Annotated in this window: 15 protein-coding genes; 4 read left to right on the forward strand and 11 right to left on the reverse strand. The window is 45.0% G+C overall.

What is annotated here, in order from left to right; translation table 11 throughout:
* Nucleotides 1–58 precede the first annotated feature (58 nt).
* From A3729_RS04935 to A3729_RS04945, 3 genes are read left to right on the forward strand one after another with little or no spacing between them, the layout of a single operon-like run.
* On the forward strand, nt 59–2,860 hold the full coding sequence (locus A3729_RS04935) for a DUF748 domain-containing protein (RefSeq protein ID WP_068553676.1): 2,802 nt from the start codon (nt 59–61) through the stop codon (nt 2,858–2,860).
* 26 nt (nt 2,861–2,886) lie between these two features.
* Nucleotides 2,887–3,489, forward strand: coding sequence for a 5'-deoxynucleotidase (gene yfbR / locus A3729_RS04940; RefSeq protein WP_068508671.1), 603 nt, complete (start codon nt 2,887–2,889; stop codon nt 3,487–3,489).
* Between the two features lie 45 nt (nt 3,490–3,534).
* Entirely contained in the window at nt 3,535–4,563 is a 1,029-nt protein-coding gene (locus A3729_RS04945) for a zinc-binding alcohol dehydrogenase family protein (RefSeq protein ID WP_068508673.1), read from the forward strand.
* Between the two features lie 35 nt (nt 4,564–4,598).
* Here A3729_RS04945 and trxC read toward each other — a convergent pair whose 3' ends face one another.
* The 3 genes from trxC to A3729_RS04960 all read right to left on the reverse strand — a co-directional run bounded on the left by trxC (nt 4,599) and on the right by A3729_RS04960 (nt 8,460).
* Nucleotides 4,599–5,030, reverse strand: a complete 432-nt coding sequence (trxC, locus tag A3729_RS04950) for a thioredoxin TrxC (protein ID WP_068508675.1) — start codon at nt 5,028–5,030, stop codon at nt 4,599–4,601.
* A 125-nt stretch (nt 5,031–5,155) separates the two neighbouring features.
* Entirely contained in the window at nt 5,156–7,228 is a 2,073-nt protein-coding gene (locus A3729_RS04955; RefSeq protein ID WP_068508676.1) for a TRAP transporter large permease subunit, read from the reverse strand.
* A gap of 173 nt (nt 7,229–7,401) precedes the next feature.
* Nucleotides 7,402–8,460: a hypothetical protein gene (locus tag A3729_RS04960; protein ID WP_082865257.1), complete on the reverse strand. Its 1,059-nt coding sequence runs from the start codon at nt 8,458–8,460 to the stop codon at nt 7,402–7,404.
* A 319-nt stretch (nt 8,461–8,779) separates the two neighbouring features.
* On the opposite strand from A3729_RS04960, the gene A3729_RS04965 reads away from it, so the two are divergent.
* A complete protein-coding gene (locus A3729_RS04965) occupies nt 8,780–9,055 on the forward strand; it encodes an HU family DNA-binding protein (RefSeq protein WP_068508677.1) in 276 nt (91 codons plus the stop codon).
* 54 nt (nt 9,056–9,109) lie between these two features.
* Here the strand turns inward: A3729_RS04965 and A3729_RS04970 are convergent, their stop codons facing one another.
* The 8 genes from A3729_RS04970 to gshB are packed head-to-tail and all read right to left on the reverse strand — an operon-like array spanning nt 9,110 to nt 15,121.
* On the reverse strand, nt 9,110–9,541 hold the full coding sequence (locus tag A3729_RS04970; RefSeq protein WP_068553658.1) for a helix-hairpin-helix domain-containing protein: 432 nt from the start codon (nt 9,539–9,541) through the stop codon (nt 9,110–9,112).
* 33 nt (nt 9,542–9,574) lie between these two features.
* On the reverse strand, nt 9,575–10,852 hold the full coding sequence (locus tag A3729_RS04975; protein ID WP_068508679.1) for a dihydroorotase family protein: 1,278 nt from the start codon (nt 10,850–10,852) through the stop codon (nt 9,575–9,577).
* Nucleotides 10,849–11,832 (reverse strand): aspartate carbamoyltransferase catalytic subunit, encoded by a 984-nt coding sequence (locus A3729_RS04980; protein ID WP_068508681.1) that lies wholly within the window; start codon nt 11,830–11,832, stop codon nt 10,849–10,851. The genes A3729_RS04975 and A3729_RS04980 overlap by 4 nt, the downstream gene beginning before the upstream one ends.
* 39 nt (nt 11,833–11,871) lie before the next feature.
* Nucleotides 11,872–12,369 (reverse strand): bifunctional pyr operon transcriptional regulator/uracil phosphoribosyltransferase PyrR, encoded by a 498-nt coding sequence (gene pyrR, locus A3729_RS04985; protein ID WP_068508682.1) that lies wholly within the window; start codon nt 12,367–12,369, stop codon nt 11,872–11,874.
* Nucleotides 12,362–12,814 (reverse strand): Holliday junction resolvase RuvX, encoded by a 453-nt coding sequence (gene ruvX / locus A3729_RS04990; RefSeq protein WP_068508683.1) that lies wholly within the window; start codon nt 12,812–12,814, stop codon nt 12,362–12,364. Before ruvX ends, pyrR begins: the two co-directional genes overlap by 8 nt.
* Entirely contained in the window at nt 12,814–13,320 is a 507-nt protein-coding gene (locus tag A3729_RS04995) for a YqgE/AlgH family protein (RefSeq protein ID WP_231877339.1), read from the reverse strand. The genes ruvX and A3729_RS04995 overlap by 1 nt, the downstream gene beginning before the upstream one ends.
* Before the next feature lie 37 nt (nt 13,321–13,357).
* Nucleotides 13,358–14,224 carry a TonB family protein gene (locus A3729_RS05000; protein WP_231872330.1) on the reverse strand — a complete coding sequence of 289 codons (867 nt, stop codon included), beginning with the start codon at nt 14,222–14,224 and terminating at the stop codon, nt 13,358–13,360.
* A 42-nt stretch (nt 14,225–14,266) separates the two neighbouring features.
* Nucleotides 14,267–15,121 (reverse strand): glutathione synthase, encoded by an 855-nt coding sequence (gene gshB, locus A3729_RS05005; protein ID WP_369820079.1) that lies wholly within the window; start codon nt 15,119–15,121, stop codon nt 14,267–14,269.
* Nucleotides 15,122–15,193 lie beyond the last annotated feature (72 nt).

Here is a 15,193-nt window from a genome sequence, read left to right on the forward strand (position 1 = left end):
ATGTCAGCTTCGCGGTTCAAGGTTCTGTTCTAAAATAGCCACTCTAGAGGGTTACACTGTGTCGACCATCCTTAATTTCAAATCCAAGAAGTTCTGGCTCATTCTTTTCTTTTTAATCTACAGTGTATTCGGCTGGTTTGCTGTACCTTATATTGTTAAGCAGCAGGCCATCAACTCCCTTAAGGATATTGCAGCCTGGGATACGCAAATCGAATCAGTTGTTTTCAACCCTTACGCACTATCTCTAGCCGTTCACGGTTTCCAAGCTAAGGATGAGTTCCAGCAAGATAGCGTCAGCTTTGATCGATTCTACGTCAACTTTAGCGCCCTCGGTTCATTGGGGGGGCGCATAGCTTTTGATGAAGTCAGTTTGACGAGGCCTAGTATCAATGCTCAGCTTGACGAGCAAGGTCTGTTAAATTTCCAGCGTGACTTTGTAAAAGCTGACAGCGAGGCAGCGCCAGAGGAAGTCGATAACTCAGAGCCTTTAGCCTTCTTTTTCGGCCTGATCTCTATCTCTCATGGACTGGTCAACTTTACCGATCGCTCTAGCGATGAAACCTTTATGCTAAAGCTTGAGCCTCTCAATCTCGCATTAAAGGACTTCTCGACAGACCATAATGATGGTGGCAACTACTCACTAAACCTCTCACTAGGCCAGGGTCAAGAGCTTTCATGGAAGGGACAAATTGGCATTGCCCCTTTTTCTTCTAAAGGCTCTTTGGCCTTGAGCAATCTTCGCTCTTCAAGCTTCTGGCATTACGTCAAACCTTTCTCTCCCTACTCACTTAATAACGCACTAATTTCACTAGAAGGCAGCTACGATACTGAATTTAGTGACCAGAGATCACACCTGCTGATCGAAACTGGCTCGGTGTCGCTTTCTCAGATTGCCTTGGCTGAGACTCAAGATACAGAGAGCTTATTTACACTCGATTCAGTGTCGCTTAGCCCTATCAATTTTAATCTGGAAGAACGTACAGCTAAGCTGGGCAACTTGCTAATAGAAAAGCCCGTGTTATTTGCTAAAAAGGATGAGACCTCACAAATAAATTTGCTACGTCCACTTCAACAAGAAAAGCTTGCTACTGATACCAACGAAAGTGAGGCCTCAGAGCCTATAGCAAAAACCAGCAACGACACAAGTCACTCGACTCAGGAAGCACCTTTCAAGTGGTCAGTGACATCGATAAAGCTAAAAGAAGGGCTGATCAATTGGCAAGACGCTAGCCTGGAAACACCCGCCGATATAAGTCTCGAAAATATATACCTTGAGCTTGGAAAGGTCTCCTACGAACTTGATAAAGCCTTTTCCTATAATGCTTCCTTTAATACCGGAGGGGCCAAGCAAAGTCTTTCAGGCCAATTGGCTGCCTTACCACTCAATGTCGAAGGTGATCTTTCACTTTCAGCCCTGCCATTACACTGGTCACAACCATATATAGGTGAGCAACTCAATGTGCTGCTTGAACAAGGTCAACTGGATCTATCATCAAACTATCAATTAAGCATGACAGACTCAGGCTTGTCTGGAGAAATCACTAGCAATACTTCAGTCAATAACCTTGATATAAAGGAGAGTATTGAAAGACAAGAGGTAGCCGGCTTCAAGACCTTCGCTCTAAAAGGCGTCAAGCTTAAGCTGGCAGGCGAGCAGCAAGCCCCTTCAATTTCAGTTGAAACAGTACAAATTTCCAAGCCCTATGCGAGAGCTAAAATCTCTGAAAAAGGCGAGATGAGCCTGGCTCAACTAAGTAAATCAAAACCGAGTGAGACAGAAGAAGGAAACACTGTAACAGAAGATCATTCGCAAGAAGAGCACAAAAGCGAAACAGCAGGAGAACAAGACCAAGCAAGTCAGCCTGCGAATATTGCCATCAATCGAATTATTATTGAAGAAGGCCGCTTCGACTATATCGATGCTTCATTAACACCGGTTTTTAATACTTATGTCGAGCAATTCTCCGGCGACATCACTAATATTTCTTCAGACATTGATGCCCACTCAAAAGTAGCACTATCTGGAAACCTCGATACCTATGGAAAAATTGCCATTAATGGCACAACTAACCCACTCAGCGCTCAACCTAATACTGCCTTAGATATTCAGGTCAACAATATTGACCTAAGTACCGCCAGTCCATATTCGGCTAAGTATGCTGGCTACCTGATCGATAAAGGCAAGTTGGATCTTGACCTGGCTTACGACATCAAGGGCTCTAAGCTGAAAGCGGACAATAAAGTCTTTATAGATCAATTTAACTTTGGAAAGTCTGTCGATAGCCCCGATGCCACAGTCTTACCACTTCCTCTGGCTATAGGTATTATGAAAAACCTCGATGGTGAAATAGATATCGACCTACCAATTAGTGGAGACTTGAGTGACCCGAGCTTCAGCTTTGGCGGCGTACTGCTAACAGCTTTCACAAACCTGATTACCAAAGTGGTAACCAGCCCTTTCTCTATCCTAGGCTCCTTGGTTGAAGGTTCTGATGACATATCATCTGTGAATTTTTCTGCTATGTCTTCGTCAATCGATGCGCTTGAAAGTGAGAAGATTCTTAAGCTTGCTGAAGCTTTGAAGAAGCGTCCTAATTTAAGTATTGAAGTACGGGGCGTAGCAGATAGAAGTGTCGATCTAGAACCTGGTGGGCAGGTGCTTGGCGAAGATAAACTAGCAGTGCTTGCGAAGAGTAGGGCACTGGCCATCGCTAGTTCCTTGGTGGAGATTGGCGGAATTCCAGAGCAACGGATATTCACCCTCGAACCTAAAGTTGTCACGAGTGAAGCCTCAAAAGAGTCCCCGTCTGCCGAACAGGCTCCGACAGTAGCCTCGATTTTTACAATCAAGCCCAACTAAACCCATTCGCAAACATAGAGAAAGCCATGCACAAAACTATTAGCCACTTCTTCGCCTATGTCAGCCGGCTTAAATGGATTAAACGTTGGAGTCTAATGCGTAATGCAATTCATGAGGATGTCGCGGTGCACTCATGGGAAGTCGCTACGATAGCTCATATCTTGGCAATCATTCATAACAAAGACTGCGATCTAAATAATAAAATAGATGCAAACCATTTGGCTGTCGTTGCGCTTTATCATGATGCGACAGAAGTCATCACTGGCGACATGCCTACACCGGTAAAATATCACTCCGAGGCGATGCGTACCGCTTACAAAGGGGTCGAAGAGAAAGCACAGCATGAGTTGCTTGCCCTGCTGCCTGCTTCCTTGCATCAAGATTTTAGTAGTATCCTGCTTGAAGATACGCTCCCGGAGCACTACCTGGTTTTGCTCAAAGCCGCTGACCGACTTTCCGCTCTTCTTAAATGCCGGGCAGAATTGCGTGCAGGAAACCGCGAGTTTGAACAAGCTGAACAGGAAATCAGTTCACGCCTTAATGATATGAACCTTGCACCAGTACACTACTTTCTTGAAGTTTTTGCTCCCGGCTATGATATGTCGCTTGATAACTTGCTGGATGCCTAGTGTTTTGCCATGATTGTTTAATCAAAACCCCAGAGTGATAACCTTATGAAAGCGATTGGCCTAAACCAATATCTAGCAATTGAAGACCCTGAAAGCTTAATCGACTTCGAAGCGAATATGCCTCACCCCACCGCGCACGACCTACTAGTTAAAATCGAAGCCATTAGCGTCAACCCTGTTGATACAAAGGTTCGGGGGCCAAAATCGCAAACTCTAGAAGAGACCAAAATACTTGGTTGGGACGCTTGTGGTGTAGTCGTTTCCGTAGGTGAAAGCGTCACCCTTTTTAGCCCTGGTGACAGGGTGTTCTATGCCGGCGATATTACACGGCAAGGTTGCAATAGTGAGTTTCATTTAGTCGATGAAAACATCGTAGGTTATGCACCACGCTCCCTTGATTCAGCTAATGCCGCAGCCCTTCCACTCACAGCAATTACGGCCTGGGAAGCCCTTTTTGAAAGGTTAAATATTTCAATTGATGGCTCAAGAGCAGAACACGCCAAACCCACGATTTTAATTATCGGTGGTGCAGGCGGTGTTGGTTCGATCGCCACTCAAATCGCCACAAAGCTTGCCGGGCTTGAAGTTATCGCAAGCGCGTCTCGCCCTGAAAGCAAAGCTTGGTGCGAGAAAATGGGTGCCAAACATGTAATCGATCATAGCAAAGCTTTAGATAAACAACTTTCTGATATTGGTATTCCTAGCGTTGATTATATTCTCTGCTGTAATAGCACCGATCAATACTTCGATCTTATGATAGACGTAATCAAACCGCTTGGAAGAATCTGCTGCATTGTTGACAATACGGCCCCCTTGGAAATGAATAAACTGAAATCAAAGTCAGTGAGCTTCGCTTGGGAGTTCATGTTCACCAAAGCCATGTTCAAGACACCAGACCGGATCGAGCAACATCATATTCTTAACGAAGTGGCACGGCTCGTTGACGAAGGTGAGTTCATCTCCACACAGAATCAAATATTATCGCCTATCTGCGCAGACACTCTACGCCAGGCTCATGCCCAACTAGAGCAAGGAAAAACAATAGGGAAGCTCGTCATCGAAAGCTGGGAGTAGAGAGCAACTAGCAAACTATAATTGAAAACATTCTCTTAAATGTTTTCTTCTATCCATTTCGTTAATTGGGCTAAGGGTAAAGCTCCAGAAATCCTGGCAACTTCTTTCCCGCCTTTGAAGATTAATAAACTCGGGATAGATTGTATTCGCCAACGGGCAGCTACTTGTTGATGCACTTCAGTATTCAGTTTTGCAAAACGTAACTTCGGTTCTAGTTTCTTGGCTGCTGCATCAAACGTTGGAGCGAATTGCATACAAGGCCCACACCACGAGGCCCAGCAATCCACGATCACCGGGATCTCATTATGACCAACAACAGCAGCGACATTCTGCGCAGTGATATCCATTGCTTTTCCAAGAAATAACGCTGACTTACACTTTCCACATTTTGGCTTTTCTTTAAGTCTCTCTTCCGGCAACTTATTGCTAACACAGCACTTTGGACAAACTATTTTTATTACACTCATAGTAAGTTTTTAGCTCCTTAAGAAAAATACGAAAGCGATCAATTGAGTAGGTACTCATCTCTTCAGTAAATTATAAACAAAAAAAATCCCCGACTTGCGGGGATTTTTTATTTGCCTAACTCAACTTAGTAGGCAACCAGTAGAGGTCCAAAGGCCACGATGAGCAATACTGAGCCCATTGTCATCATTGGCATCAGAATACGCTCATTGCGCTGGTAGAAGGTACCATCCTTAACTTCTTCATCAGCTTTAAGCGCTTCTTCTTCACCCACCACTTGGCGTGTTAACAAGTGATTCAATGCTACCGGCGGGCTCAAGTAACCCAACTCAAAGGCAACCAAAGTCATCATCCAGAAGTGAATTGGATCAATACCAGCCTGGTAAGCAACCGTAGCGATTGTTTGGCTTACCAGAATTACCGCACCAAAGGCTTCCATAATCATACCCATGACAACCAACGCACACACCATAAGGGCCATTGCTGTCCAGATACTTGAGAAGTCACTTGGGAACATCTCAACAACACCGGTTCGTTCGATCATACCACCCAAACAGATACTACAAGCTACCAATAGTAGCAGGGCACCAATTTCAGCCGTTGTCTGGTTGGTGGCTGTACGCACACAGTATTCAATACCTTTATGTGGCTCGGTTGACTTACCATCTTCACTCACCATGTCTTTCTTGGTGATATGTTCAAAAATAAGAATAACGATCATCATCACAGGTAAGATTCGCGCTGCAGAGAACTCATCCAACTGAACGTTTAAGGCCATGTTATAGAACATAATAACGCCACCCATACAAAGGATGTAAGGAATGAGAGGCTTAATTTGCGAAAATGTCTCTGGCAGTGCATCACCAACAGAGGCTAATTGAATCTTGCTCTGACGGTTCACAAACATAACCATAATAAAGAACATAAAGGCACTTAGCGCAAAGACCCATACACCCCAGCCAAATAGTTGGTCGGTCGTTACTTCACGGTTCATGAACGCGATAACAACAACAAGCAAACATGGTCGCAATACAACACCCATACTACCTGACATCGCCGTGGCTGCGAGTGCCAGATTGCGGCGTGCGCCAGCTGCTCTAATTTCGTGATAGATTACTGCACCAGCAGCGATAACGAAGATACCAGAGCCACCTGTGTAGGCAGTCGGTACAGCAGCAAGAACAACCACAACAAAAGCCAACATTTCCGGAGGCATTTTCCAAGGCTTAAACAGGTTCAGAACCAAACCGGCAAAACGGGTTTGTTTCAAGAGCATACCTATCCAGACATACAAACCAACGTTCAGGAACATGTCCGCCAGGTCCATCAGTGTATTCAGATAGATACCTATCCCTGGCATGTGGCCATGAGAGAAGAAGAAAATACCCGCAATGATGGCCATCGTGGAATAGAGAGGAACCGATAACAAAGCATAGCCAATATTACCGCCAGGTTTTAGGTGAGCAGGCACCTTAATCAAATTGTAGATACTGACGATCAACAATAAGGCTATGCCATATACCCAGAAGTTATGCAGCATCGCTTCTTCAGACGGGAGGTTGGTACCATCTGAGTGAGCCAACTCCCGGAAGGCAAAAACCGAAGTCAACAAAACACAATTAGCAATAACCTGTGCAGAGCTCGACACATAGTGATCAAGTCGGTGCAAGACCGGGCGCATGGCAATATGGTGGCGCTTCAAGGTTGCCGTCATTGCACACAAAAAGATCAAGGTTATCAGGATGAACTTTTGGGAAACTAAGCCAACGCCTATCGCGTCAGAAACAAACAACTCTACTGCTCTGAATGCTTCAACGCTCGGGGTAATACGATCGCTTATTTCTTCGTAAGCTGTAAATTTATTCTGACAATCCTGACGTGCATTCTCGATAGAGGTACGAATTAAGTCCGGATCGACAGGTGCAGCATCGAATAGATCTAAACCTAAATCATCATCTTCGGTTTGAGCCAAACGTGCTTGCAACTGCTCTTCAACATTAACGTTTGGATCACAGGTAGGTGCGACAGGATCAACTCGAAGCTTATAGTAGCCCGGCCAGTAATGCTCCCCAACCTGTAATATCTGATTATGGATATCACTACTGGTACTAAAAACAACAACCAGTAACAACAAAATACAAGCTGGTAATGACGATAGCCACTCAGAAATTGAGCGGCCGCTTTGTGTATTGGAAGCCACGTAGTCCCTTCTCCCCGAAAAATGAATTGGTTTATTATTAGCCAAAAAAAAAATGCCGGTAGATTATACCGGCATTCCTTAGTAGCAGACTAGCTGGAGATTGACTTTCTTTTTTTCAAAAATGGGCAAATCACCTTGATTCAAGCATATTAAGGTGATACAAGTCTCATTTTTTAAAACAAGTCATCCAGTTCAACAGTTTCGATATCATCAGCGGCATTCTCATCCCAGAAAGATCCAAGTTGACCAACTGGAGTTCGGTGCCCCATATTTTCTGTCCACATTTTATCTGAAATTCGGGTGATCGCTTCTGTTGCTGCTACGTCCAATAAACGATACTGCTTATTCGCTTTATGATTAGTGATGTGCTCAGCATGTCGCTTAATAACCGTTCTTACACGCTCCATGTCACCTTTAGAATAAGCGGCGATAATATGGAAAACGTGCGCCAAACGGATATGCGCATTTTCACCAATCTGGTCAGCTTGCTCCAATCGCTCCCAAGCATTTTCACCCTCTGGTAATGCACCAGGTAACAAGCTCCAAACCGCTGCTTTTAACGCTAAAGGGACGCCAAACCACGCCCGGTTATCCAAACAACCCGCACCACGTTCTGCTTGTGCCGCAATGTTTTTAGGCACCCCGGTACCAACACCCGAGAGAATATCGTGGTTCAAGGACAAAAGACCATTAATCAATCCCGCCAACCAAACAATCTGATCAAACTCTTGCTCAAGATCAGGACACTCACCACCAATTTCTAAACCTCCATTAAACTGAATCAAGGCCAGCCAGCCTTTGTAATAACGCTTCGCAGCTCTTACATGGTGATTTTTCTGGGCGATCAATGAATCTTGCGCCATATCTGGCTGCTGTCCACGAATGTATCGCAAGTACGCAAGCTCTTGTTCAAAAGCTCTTGCTTCTTCACAACCACCAGCACCTAAGTTTAGAAGCACTTCCAGCTCCCAGGGCTCTTCAGTGATTCGGCCAATTGATTCAACCATCGCTCCCAGCGCTTCAGCACCAGTACAACCCGCAACCAAGTCATCAGTCGTCAACAACTGAGGTACAACGTGCGCCTCGGCCAACAGGGTTATCGCATCACCTGTAGGTTTAACCATTGGCTTAACCAAAAACTGGTTAATCGCTTTACAGCCGCCCAGTAAAGACGACAACACTACGGAAAGAACAATCCATTTTATATATGTACGGCTGCTATTCAGCTTCACAATAGGCTCCTAAAAACATTCAGATACTTTCTGCAATCGCGGATTATCTACGACTTGATAGAATTTTAGTGAGATCGATGGCACAAAGATTAAAATTCGTGCCAAAATTATACGCGGGTTCCGTAAATCAAAACTCAATATGGCTACCAATTTGAAACAAGTTCACAGATATTTCATTTTTTAACAAATTTTGCTTTTTTTACTTTTACCCATTGCAAGCAAAGCGATCTGGACTATCTTTAGGGTGTACAAAGTCCTCTGGACTGCAGACCCTGTCTGGCGTGTACCTAAGACAACAATCTCAATTAAGGTAAAATTCATGAAAAAACCTGAACTTGCTGCTGCCATTGCTGAAAAAGCGGACCTAACCAAAGAAAAAGCCGGTGAAGTCCTGAATATTCTGACCGATGAAATCACCAATGCAATGAACAAAAATGATACCGTAAGCCTGATCGGTTTCGGCACATTTTCAGTCAGAGAGCGAAGTGCTCGTACTGGTAAAAACCCTCAAACTGGTGCAACAATCCAGATTGCTGCAAGCAAGTCTGTTGGCTTCAAGCCTGGCAAGTCACTGAAAGATGCAGTGAACGGCTAGCTGGCCTGAGCCAAATTCAAAAAAGAGGCTTTCAAGGCCTCTTTTTTATTTCTACTAAAGTTTTATCGAAACCTGTAGCTTCGCTAATAAATCCTGACTAATCCCCTGTACCTTCAATAAAGCATCCATAGATTCATAGGGCCGGCCATCAATAATCTTTTGCGCCAGAACCTTACCCACACCCGGTAATGTTTGCAAAACGACAATGTCATCCTGATTAATATCAATCAGCTGCTTACTAAGGCTAACTTCACATTCCGTTTCTGCTTTATCCTCACCATTATCTTTAGGCTGACGCGTATCTTCTACCTGGTATATTTTCGGCGGACTAGGCTCTCTCTCACTCACGCGCTCAGCTAATAGCTTTAGTTGCTTCAGCTCTATCAGCATTTGTTTCTGCTGTTCAAGGCTTTCATTAGTATTTTTTGCTAATACGTAAAGCCCCCATAAAACACAAACAAAGCCAAGGAATCCGATAATACCCATACCTTATTCTCCAATCCTATGTGTAAGGTGCAATCAATCTAACTCGAAAGAAATCCTACCATCTAGAATAGTTGTGAGTACTTGCCCCTTCAAACTTTTTCCTATTAAAGGTGTGTTTTTTCCATGAGAAATGATTTTGTCAGCACTCAACTGACGTTCACCTTCAGGAGAAAAAACACATAAGTCAGCCACGGCTCCTACTTCTATTTTCGGACAGTTCCTGCGTAAAACCTTGCTAGACCCTCGAGTCATCGCTTCAATAAATCTGGGCAGACTTATTTCTCCGCTGTCCTCTAAACGCATGGCAAAGGGCAAAAGAAATTCTATATTACTCATTCCCGCTTCAGTTTCAGCAAAAGGCGCTTGTTTCGCTGCAGCCTCATGTGGACGATGAGCGCTGGTGATCGCATCAATCACACCACGGTTTACACCATCAACAAGTGCTAAACGATCCCGCTCTTCTCTTAACGGCGGTAAGCAATAATAAACACTATTAAAATCCTCAATACACTCATCGGTGTAGAGTAGATTCTGAATCGCAACATCTGCCGTAATATTTACACCTGCAGCTTTTGCTTGCTCAAGCTGAGAAACAGATTCAGCCGCCGACAATTGAGAAAGGTGGAGATGCACTCCCGTTGCTTTAGCTAACTGAATCAATTGCGCAACGGCGATGGTTTCAGCCAAAGAAGTAATGCCTTGCAGGCCAACGGTGGTACTTACTTCACCTTCATGCATGACCCCTTGTTGTAATGAGGGCTCTACAGGGTTCACAAAAACGCTCATCTCATGCGTTTTTGCATATTCAAAACAGCGCTTGGTCACGGCTAAATTTTTAAGCGGGTTGTAAGCGTTACTCAAAGCCACACATTGCGCTTTCTTCAGGGATGAATAGGTAGCTAACTGCTCTCCTTTTAGTCCCTGCGTCAACGCACCAATTGGTAAAACTCTGCAATAGTCCGTCTGTGCGCTTAGCTCTCTAATCAACTTTGACACAGCTTGAGAGTCATTGACCGGCCGGGTTTCTGGAGTACAGCATAAGGTCGTCACGCCACCCGCGGCGGCGGCTTTGGTTTCACTTGCGATACTGCCTTTTATGGAGTTTCCTGGCTCTGGCAAAGCGACAGAAAGATCAATCAAGCCTGGTAATACATAGGCTCCATTCAATTCTTTTGTAGGAGTGCCACTTATCTCGGCAACATCGATTGCCTCGATCAGACCATCTTTAATCAGCAAGGTTTCAAAAGGAGCCCAGGACGCGCCGGAGTCAGAGAAAACTAGACGCTGACCATTTTTAAGAAGCATGCTCATTTTGACTCCTCACTGTTTTTCTCTTCCGTTTGACCACTCATTGCCATCGACATAACCGCCATTCTTACAGCAATACCATTAGTGACCTGATCCAGGATCACTGACTGCTCGCCATCTGCAACTTCCGACTCGATCTCAACGCCGCGGTTAATCGGCCCCGGGTGCATTACAATTGCATCAGGTTTGGCTAGTGCCAAGCGCTCACGAGTCAAGCCATAAAGCTGAAAGTATTCCTGCTCACTCGGTAGCAAAGCTCCTTGCATTCGTTCACGCTGCAATCGAAGCATAATAATCACATCAAGGTCTTTTAGGCCTTCATCCATATTGTTATAGACATTAACATCCAATGACTCGACACTTTTCGGCAGCAAGGTATTAGGAGCTATCACTCTTACTTCATCAACACCGAGTGTATTCAGCGCTCTAATCTGGGATCGTGCAACTCTTGAATGCAAAATATCACCCACAATTGCGACTTTCAGGCCCTCGAATTGCCCCTTATTCTGACGAATAGTCAGCATATCCAGCATTGCTTGTGTCGGGTGGGCGTGCCAACCATCTCCTGCATTCACAATAGCCACACCAGGTGTGACAGACTCTGCGATAAAATGCGCGGCACCACTCGAGGCATGTCGAACAACAAACATATCACTGGCCATCGCTTCGAGATTACGCAGCATATCCGAAAGCGATTCGCCTTTTGAGGTAGCAGAGGTATTAATATCCAGATTAAGTACATCGGCGGATAAACGCTTGGCAGCCAATTCAAAGGTGCTTCGAGTCCGTGTACTGGCTTCAAAGAAAAGATTCACGACAGTTTTGCCACGCAAAAGGGGAACTTTTTTGATGTTCCTTTCGCCAACTTCGATCAATGAGTCTGCGGTATCCAAAATTTCTGTCAGGAGCTCTTTACTGAGCCCAGATACCGTCAAGAAGTGCTTGAGTCTTCCTGACTTAGTTAGTTGAATAGGCGCCTGCATGAAAATTTCCTGTTAAAAACCGTCGTCGTTGAAATGTAGTTACTGTATTTTTAGGTGTAGATTCTCTGGACCGATAAGCTTTATACGCTGCCCCTCGGCTAAAGATAATTTCGCCCCAACCACATGAGGTGCGATTGGAAGCTCCGGACGCCCTACATCTACCAGTACGGCCAGTGTAATACTTGCTGGTCTGCCGTAATCAAATAGTTCGTTCATCGCTGCACGCACAGTACGGCCAGACATTAAGACATCATCGAATAAAACGATATGCTTATCTTTTGTTTCGAAGGGCAAGCTAGATGGCTCAACTTTTGGATTCAAACCAATTTGAGTAAAGTCGTCGCGATAGAAAGATATATCAAGCTCACCAATCAGTTTTTCATTCGCCAAACTTTTTTGAATAGCCTTAGCGACCCAAACACCGCCGGTGCGAATCCCGACAAACTCATAGTCAGTGATATTCTTTTCTGCCAAATAATGGCTTAGTTGCTGTGACATCGCACCCAATAAGGCTTCTACAGCTTGTTCATCATGCATTGTCAGTTCCTTTATTGTCACTCATTGCTGCAAACCAGCTTTCTAGTATTAAACATGCTGCGGCACCGTCAACCGAGTGATCCCCAAAATCTACGTACCGACCCGTTCTAGCTTTCACCGCCTGCTTAGCTTCGAAGCTTGAGAGCCGCTCATCCATCATATCGACCGGTTTATTAAAACGGCCTTTTAAGCGCTTACCGAACTTCTTCGCTCGCAATGACATATCGCTTTCAGAGCCATCCATATTCAAAGGTAAACCAACGACAAAGCCTGTCGGTTTCCATTCTTCTACCAATTGTTCAATTACTTCCCAGTCAGGAATCCCCTCTCTGGCTTTAATGGGAGCAAGCTCTGATGCGGTTTTAAGTAGGCTATTCCCACAGGCAACACCGAAGCGCTTTACACCAAAGTCAAAACATAAGTAGGTCAAGGCTTCATTGGTCATTAAGCGTGACCTATCTGGCCACTGAGCTGGTCTGCCTTAATACCGAGAATATCCATCGCCATTGTCAGTTTTTTGCTATCGTCGTCAGCAAACAATATGTCCTGAGACCCGGGGCAAGTTAACCAAGTGTTTTCTGTGAGCTCACCTTCTAACTGCCCCTCTCCCCAACCAGCATAGCCAAGGGCAACCAGATAGGTTTGTGGCCCGGTTCCCTGTGCAATGGCTTCAAGGATGTCTTTAGATGTGGTGAGTTTCAGTCCGGATGATAACTCTAGCGTAGATTGCCAACATTTTTCACCATCATGAAAGATAAAACCACGATCTCTTTGGACCGGCCCGCCAGCGTAAATTTTGGCATCAGTATCAATCGTCATACTGATATCTAACTGTTCGAGTAACTCAGCCAAGCCAATATCGGTAGGGCGGTTAATCACAACGCCCATTGCGCCATCGCTGCTATGATCACAAATATACGTCAGAGACCCTGAGAAGTTTGGATCTTTCATCTGGGGCATTGCGATCAGAAACTGATTTTCTAAATGGCTACAAATAGCTGGATACTCCACTCTTGTTATAAGAAAAGGTGCGAATCAATTCTAATACATCTCGCTCTTTTCTTACATTCTTTGGAAAGGGCGCAAAGGGCGCCGCTCGATGAACAATATCTCTGGTTTTGGAGTCCAGAACTAGATCTCCTGAGCTCTGTAACACGACAACCTCTTTAATCGTGCCATCGGAATAGATAGAAATTGAGACGCGGGGTTTACCATACAAGCGCTTCCCGGCATCTTCAGGAAAGTTCAGACTGCCTGTCCGCTCTATCTTACTGACAACGTGCGCCACATATTGAGAATCGACCGCTTTCATTGTCGAGGCTGCGGTCAAGCGAGTCACCCTTGGGCGTTTAGCATAATTTTGCCTCTGCCTATCTAAATCAGCTTCCAGTTCAGCTATTTCGAGGCTTCGTTCCAGAATGGACTTTCGAGGCTGCACTTCGGTGGGCTTATTTTCTTCTTGCACACGATCAAACAGGCTGGGTCTTAGCCTTTCGCCCGATACCGAGCTGATCACCTGTTTATCACGCTTTTCTATACTGTCTTGTGTTGGCGCTGGAGAGCTGGCTAATTGCTCCAGGGCATTGAACTGCTTCGATTCAATCGGCGTCGTGACTCTCGCTTTTTCTTCTAGCGTACCGCTGCCAAGCTGGTTGGTCTCGGCAAAGAAGTCCGCCTTATCTGGCTTGGTCTCATCCTCAAAGCGAGAAAGCGTAATTTCCATAGTAAACGCCACGGGCTCCGGATCTTCTTCCAGAAAATCGGTCAGGATAATTAAGCTATGTAAGGCCAGCGCGACAAAAACCGTAAAACTAAGACGATCAGTATCGCTAACACCCATTGCTCGTGCTACCACTGCCAATTTAGCTCCCCTACAGATTGCGTCTCTTGCTTCATATTACTTTTTACTAGCACTCAATTTCTGCTCAATCGTCGATATTAGCTTATCAGCAATTTTGATTTGGCTAACCCTTTCAATTTCCTGAATACAGGTTGGACTGGTGACATTTATTTCTGTCAGGTAATCACCAATCACATCGATACCTACAAATAACAAGCCCCTATCTAGTAAATCATCTTTTATCTGATCAACGATCCAATAGTCACGTTCAGTCAGTGGCAGCACTTCTCCACGACCACCTGCAGCCAAATTGCCTCGCGACTCACCTTGCCCCGGAATTCTCGCCAAGCCAAAAGCAACCGGCTCACCATCAATAATAAGTATACGCTTATCGCCATTCTTTATCTCAGGCAAATATTTTTGCGCCATCACCTGTTGCTGGCCATGCTGACTCAGCGTTTCGAGAATCACACTTAGGTTACTGTCCCCCAGAGTCACTCTGAAAATAGAAGCGCCTCCCATACCATCCAAGGGTTTATAGATGACGTCTTCATGCTGCTTACAAAACGCTTTCAAGCGTTGCTGATCTCTCGAGACCAAAACAGGCGGGCAACATTGGGGGAAAAGAGTCGCGTATAGCTTTTCATTACAATCTCGCAAGCTTTGGGCTTTATTTAATACTAAAGCTCCCTGCTGCTCGGCCCGTTCTAGAATATGCGTAGCGTAAATAAACTCTGAATCAACGGGTGGATCCTTACGCATAAGAATGACGTCTAACTCAGCCAAATCGGCTTCGCGCGGCTCACCAAGTTCATACCAGCTTTGCTCATCGTTACTTACCTTGAGAGGCGTCAAACGTCCACGAGCCGTACCTTGATCCAAATATAGGTCAGACATTTCCATATAGTTCAAAGACCACTGGTCTTTGAACTATATGGAAATGTCTGACCTATATTTGGATCAAGGTACGGCTCGTGGACGTTT

It is taken from the genome of Oleiphilus sp. HI0043 (assembly GCF_001634935.1).